At 74.6% G+C, this 5,268-nt stretch carries 3 protein-coding genes; 1 reads left to right on the top strand and 2 read right to left on the bottom strand.

What is annotated here, in order from left to right:
- The coding region (locus tag AA75_RS08705) for an MFS transporter (protein ID WP_033819255.1) at nucleotides 1-1,262 on the bottom strand (1,262 nt) is incomplete at its 3' end.
- Nucleotides 1,263-1,702: 440 nt separating this feature from the next.
- Between AA75_RS08705 and AA75_RS08700 the strand changes: the two genes are divergently transcribed.
- Nucleotides 1,703-2,113 carry a hypothetical protein gene (locus AA75_RS08700; RefSeq protein WP_033819254.1) on the top strand — a complete coding sequence of 137 codons (411 nt, stop codon included), beginning with the start codon at nucleotides 1,703-1,705 and terminating at the stop codon, nucleotides 2,111-2,113.
- A 49-nt stretch (nucleotides 2,114-2,162) separates the two neighbouring features.
- On the opposite strand, the gene AA75_RS08695 is transcribed toward AA75_RS08700, so the two are convergent.
- Nucleotides 2,163-5,090, bottom strand: coding sequence for an ABC transporter substrate-binding protein (locus tag AA75_RS08695; RefSeq protein ID WP_051812019.1), 2,928 nt, complete (start codon nucleotides 5,088-5,090; stop codon nucleotides 2,163-2,165).
- Nucleotides 5,091-5,268 lie beyond the last annotated feature (178 nt).

The raw sequence follows: 5,268 nt of genomic DNA, 5'->3' as shown, positions 1-5,268 counted from the left end.
TCGGCCCCGGTCTCCGGCGCCGTCGGCAGGTCGCGCAGGGTGCGCAGCGGGGACAGCAGCAGCGGCAGCGGCACGACGAGGAAGCCCAGGGCGCACACCCACAGCGCGTTGCGGGCCCCGGCCGAGGCCGCGATGGCGCCGCCGGCCAGCGCGCCCAGCGGCATGGTGCCCCAGACCAGGAAGCGCATGGTGGCGTTCACCCGGCCGAGCAGCGCGGGCGGGCAGATCGCCTGGCGGAAACTCACCTGGGCGACGTTGTAGGCCACCGCGCCGAACAGCACCACCGCCGAGGCGGTCCCGAACAGCAGCACCCCGGCGCCCCGGCCGGACAGCGGCCACAGCAGCGCGAACGGTGCGCTGACCAGGGCCGACAGCCAGATCAGCCGGGCCTGTCCGACCAGCTTGGCGAGCGGTCCCGCGCACAGCGCGCCCGCCAGCCCGCCCAGCGCGGAGACCGACAGCAGCAGGCCGATCGCGCCGGGGGAGAGGTCCAGCACCCGTACCCAGAAGACGGTCTGGACCGCCATCAGCAGCGCGGAGAATAGGTTGGAGGCGGCGGTCGCGGCGGCGATCACCCGCAGCAGCGGGTGGCGCAGGACGAAGCCGATGCCCTCGCCGATCTCGGCCCGCAGGGAGCTGCCCGGTACGGGCTGCGGTGCGGGTTCCCGGGTCCGGATGCCGAGCAGGAGCAGCGCGGAGGACAGGTACCCGAGGGCGTCGGCGACGATTGCCAGCGGCGCGCCGAGCAGCTGGACCAGCCCGCCGCCCAGACCCGGTCCGCCGACCTGCGCCACCGAACGGACCGTCTCCAGCGCGCCGTTGCCCGACACCAGCTGTTCGCGGGGCAGCAGCTGCGGCAGGAAGGACTGGTGGGCGACGTCGAAGAAGACCGTCGCCACCCCGGTGACCAGGGCGACCACGTACAGCTGGGCCATCGTCAGGACATCGGTGACGGCGGCCAGCGGTACGGAGGCGACCGCCAGGCAGCGCACCAGGTCGGCCCGGATCAGCACCGGCAGCCGCCGTACCCGGTCGAGCCAGGCGCCGGCGGGCAGGCCGACCAGCAGGAACGCGGCGGTCTCGGCCGCGGTGAGCAGGCCTACCTGGAAGGGGGAGGCGTCCAGTTCCAGTACGGCGACCAGGGGCAGGGCCACCAGGGTCACCTGGCTGCCGAACTGGCTGGTGGCGGCACCGGACAGCAGGAGCCGGAAGTCGCGGTGCCGTAAGAGCGGGCCCCGTCCGAGGCGCTGAATGATGTTCATCTGTTCGACTGTCGGTGAAGAGCGCTATGCCGGGCAAACGTCCGGAACGATTCCGGTCGTCTCTCCCGCCCCGGCCGTCGTCCACGGGCAACTCGCCCCGGGGGTCCGGGTGGTGGCGGCCGCGCCCGCCCCCGCGCCCGGCCGGCCCGTCAGCAGGGGGCCGTCCGCCGATCGGCGGGGGTGGAGGCGATCCGTCCGTCTTTCGGACACACCCCGTCCGTCCATCGGACGGTTGCCTTCAGATATGGCCGGATCGAGTGGATTGAGGTTGATTCTTCATCTGTCTGTACGGGTGCTGTGATAGTGCGTCCCCGACACGTCCCCGATACCTCGCCGATACGTCCCCAGGGGCCTTGGGATCCGTACCGAAGCGTCTGCCGGCCCGTCACGGGCCTGTCACAGCGGCCGGTTCCGCCGCCCGGCTGTGCCACGGTGTGGACATGCGTATTCGAGTCATCACCATCAGCCTGGCCGCCGCGGCACTGCTCTCCCTGACCGCCTGCGGCAGCAGCGGCAGCACCACCGCCGCGCCGCAGGCTCCCGTCGCGAGCAGCGGCGCGGGCACCCCGGCGGGCAAGCAGCCCGCTCCGGTCGTGCCGAGCCCCAACGCGGCCCAGCAGGCCGGACTGCTGGCCGGCCTCAAGGCGATCAACCCGGCCCTGGCGGCCGACCCCGCCACGGCCGTGGCCGGCGCGCAGTACGTCTGCGCCGAGATCCACGCGGGCAAGGACGACGCCACCGTGGCCAAGGAGGCGGCCGCCAAGTTCAGCGGCGGCGCCGTCACCCTCAACGACGCGCAGGGCAAGGTCGTCGCGAGCGCCGTGAAGGCCTCCTTCTGCACCATGCCGTGACCCGCGAGGGCCCTGCGGCGCCGCACCCGCGGCCGCCGCAGGGCCCCCGTCACGGCCGGCAGCCCTGCAACTCGGCGGTGTCACCGGCGGGCCGGCCGCAGATCCGCTCCGGCCTGGCCCGGCCGTCGGTGTCCCGCACCACCCGGATGATGTTGATGCCGTGGCCCGGCTGGCTGCCGGTCGCCAGCAGCGGACGGGTGTCGCGGAAGTCGATCGTCCCGGTGGCCCGGTTCTTCAGCTCGACCGCCCGCAGCCCCGCCATCACCGCGCCCCGCCCGCCGGTCTGCGAGGCACCGGCGTTCTCCGCCCCGGCGTGCAGCGCCGCGGTGGCGTCGTAGGCGAGCGCCAGCGAACCGTCGGAGAACACGTCGTCCTCGTACGGGTTGCCCCCGGCCGGCTGCGGTGTGATGCCGAGCCCGGCGGAGGCGGTCTCGGCCAGGTCGGAGGCGCGGGCGGTGACCGCCGGGTCGGTCAGCGCGATGTAGTACAGGGTGGCCTGCGGTGCCATCCAGGTCGCCCCGGTGCTGAACTGGGCCTTCGTCAGGTCGTCGCCGGTCAGCACGGTGAGCGGGCGGTTGCAGCCCGGGTCGGCGGCCAGCCGCCGCATCAGCTGGTTGACGTCGTCGGCGCGGCCCGCCAGGTACAGCACGGCCGGCGGGTGCCCGGACTGGCAGCTGCGGCGCAGCGCGTCCTCGTAGTCCGGATCGCCGTTGCTGGTCAGGCCGTACTCCAGCGGCCGGTCCTCGGCCAGCCGGAAGCCCGCCTCGCGCAGCATCCGGGAACCGTAGGCGGCCTGCTCGGGGCTGTACTTGTCATCGCTGCTGGGCCTCCTGGTCAGCACGGCTGCCCAGCGGTCCTCGGGGGCCAGCGCCAGCCCGTCGGCGATCTTGCGCAGCTCGGCCGCCTCCTCCTGGTCGGTGGCCGCCAGCCCGAAGTAGTTGACGTGCCGCCGGGCCAGGTCGGTACCGGAGTTGGTGGTGTCGACCACCGCGAGACCGGCCCGCTGCAGCAGGCCGACCGCCTGGTCGCTGTCGGCGGTGTCCCGGCCCAGCCCGACCACCCCGACCACCGAGCTGTCCCGCCGGGCGACCTCCACGATCCGTTCGGTCATCTCGGTCTGGAAGTACATGTCCTGGCCGCCGTTGGCCACCAGCACCTTGATCTTCAACGGGTCGCCGGCGTTGTTGCGCAGCTGCGCGAGGTGCACCCCGGTCAGCTCCTTGAGACTGTTGAGCGCCCGGGACTCCTGACCGGGCGCGGTGGTCAGCGACCCGGCGTACACCACGGTGACGAACCGGACGTCCGGCAGCGCCGCCACCCGCTCGTTCTCCCGGCGGATCGCCTCCTCGACGGTCGCCACCCCGATCCCCGCACCGGCCTTCGCCCCGTCGCCGTCGTGCCCTGGCAGCGCCCCGCTGAGCCGCACGTCGTGCCCGGTGGCGAAGGAGACCCCGCCGGTCGCCACCCCGACGCACTCGCGGGCGCCGCCCTGGTCGACCCGCCACACCGCGTCGTGGTTCGACCCGAGCAGCCGCCCCTCGCAGAACTGCTCGGACAGCTGCCCGCTGCGCACCACCCCGCCGGCCCCGGCGAGCAGCAGCACCAGCAGCAGCGTCCAGCGCGACCACAGGAACCACGGCGAGCGCCGCACCGGGACGGCCGCCAGCCCGGTGGTGTTCCCCGCGCTGAGCTGCAGCCGGCCGAACCCGATCGGCAGCGTCCAGGCCAGCGCCCGCCCCCGGCTGGGTGCCTGGCGCACCCGCAGGTTGCTCACCCAGCTCTCGTACGGGCTGGCGCGGCGCGGCCCGGGGTGGACGGGCGCCGGACCGGCGGCGCCGGCCTGCAGCCAGCCGGCCACGTCCGCGTGCGCCACCCCGGCGAGCACCAGCAGCGGGTCCTGCTCACTGCGGCGGCTGCGTACGTCGCTGATCGCGCCGAGCACCTTCAGCCCGCCGTTGCCGGCGTCGGCCTGCGGCAGGAACACCACCGGCGGCACCCGGCGCTTTCGGCCGCGCAGGTCGGCCGCCCAGGGCCGGTGCGCCGAGCGGAGGTCCTCCAGCAGGGCGAGGGTGCGCAGCTGGAGGTGGAACTGCTGGGCGCGGTCGCGTTCGTCGGCCGGGGTGCCGGCCAGCTGGGCCTTGAGGATCTCGCCGGCCACCTCGCGGGCCCGGGCCTGGGTGACGTCCCAGGACATCCGGGGCCGCCAGATCGACCAGGCGGCGGCCTGCCGTCCGGACGCGGCGAGGAAGGTGGTGGTGGCGAACCACCGGCTGGCCTGGCCGAGCCAGGACAGCGGCGCGGTGTTGCGGCGCACCCAGCCGGTCAGCACCAGCAGCAGGAAGGTGGCCAGCAGCACGCCGAGCACCAGCTCCCAGTGCGCCTGGGTGAGCAGGGTGGTCACGCCGGCCAGCACCACGGCGCCGATCAGCGTGGTGGAGTTGAACAGCGGCGACAGCGTCTGCTGGAGGGTGGCCCCGGCGGTACGCCGCTCGGGCCGCCAGTGCAGGTCCCGCAGCCGGGTCAGCACCGCCTCGACCTGGTCGTCCAGCGGCTGCGCGCGCCCGCCGGCCGCCGCCAGCACGTGCTGGGCGGCCGCCTCGATGGCGGCGATCAGCCGGGAGCGGGGGACGGCGTAGTTCCGGTACCAGGACGGTCCGCGCCGCGCCCAGGGGCCGCGGGCGACGCCGTCCAGGATGCCGATCGCGTTGAGGTGCGGGTCGCCGGTGTCCGGCCCGCCGGCCACCCGGTAGGGGAGCCCGCCGCCCTCCTGCGCCTCCTGGACGGCGCCGACCACGTCCCGGACCTCCCGGTCGAGCGCGGTGTCGGCCTCCTCCGAGTACAGCACCACCACCGGCATCGGCAGCCGGGCGCCGCGGAACTGGTCGATCAGGTCCTTGAAGAGCGTGTCGACCTCGTACTTGGCGGTGGTCGGCAGCCCGCCGAGCCCGACGTCGCCGTGTGCCGTCCCCTGTGCCAACGCAGCCCCCCGAACGTCCCCGGATCCCGGCCGCACTCGGCCATCTGACCAAGTGTCAGGCCGCGAGTGTAGACCCCGGCCCGGACACCAGGACATGTCCCGGCCATCGGCCGGTTCCCGTCGAGGTGCCGTACGGGCGGGGTCGGGGCGGGCCGCTCAGGGGGTGACGGCAGGGGCG

Source organism: Kitasatospora sp. MBT63 (genome assembly GCF_000710465.2).
Taxonomy (GTDB): Bacteria; Actinomycetota; Actinomycetes; order Streptomycetales; family Streptomycetaceae; genus Kitasatospora.
Note: the sequence above shows the minus strand (reverse complement) of the source record. Positions and strands in the feature narration are given on the sequence as shown.

What these genes read in the sequence shown, in the direction of transcription:
- AA75_RS08700 (WP_033819254.1), top strand. Translation starts at nt 1,703, where the DNA reads ATGCGTATTCGAGTCATCACCATCAGCCTGGCCGCCGCGGCACTGCTC.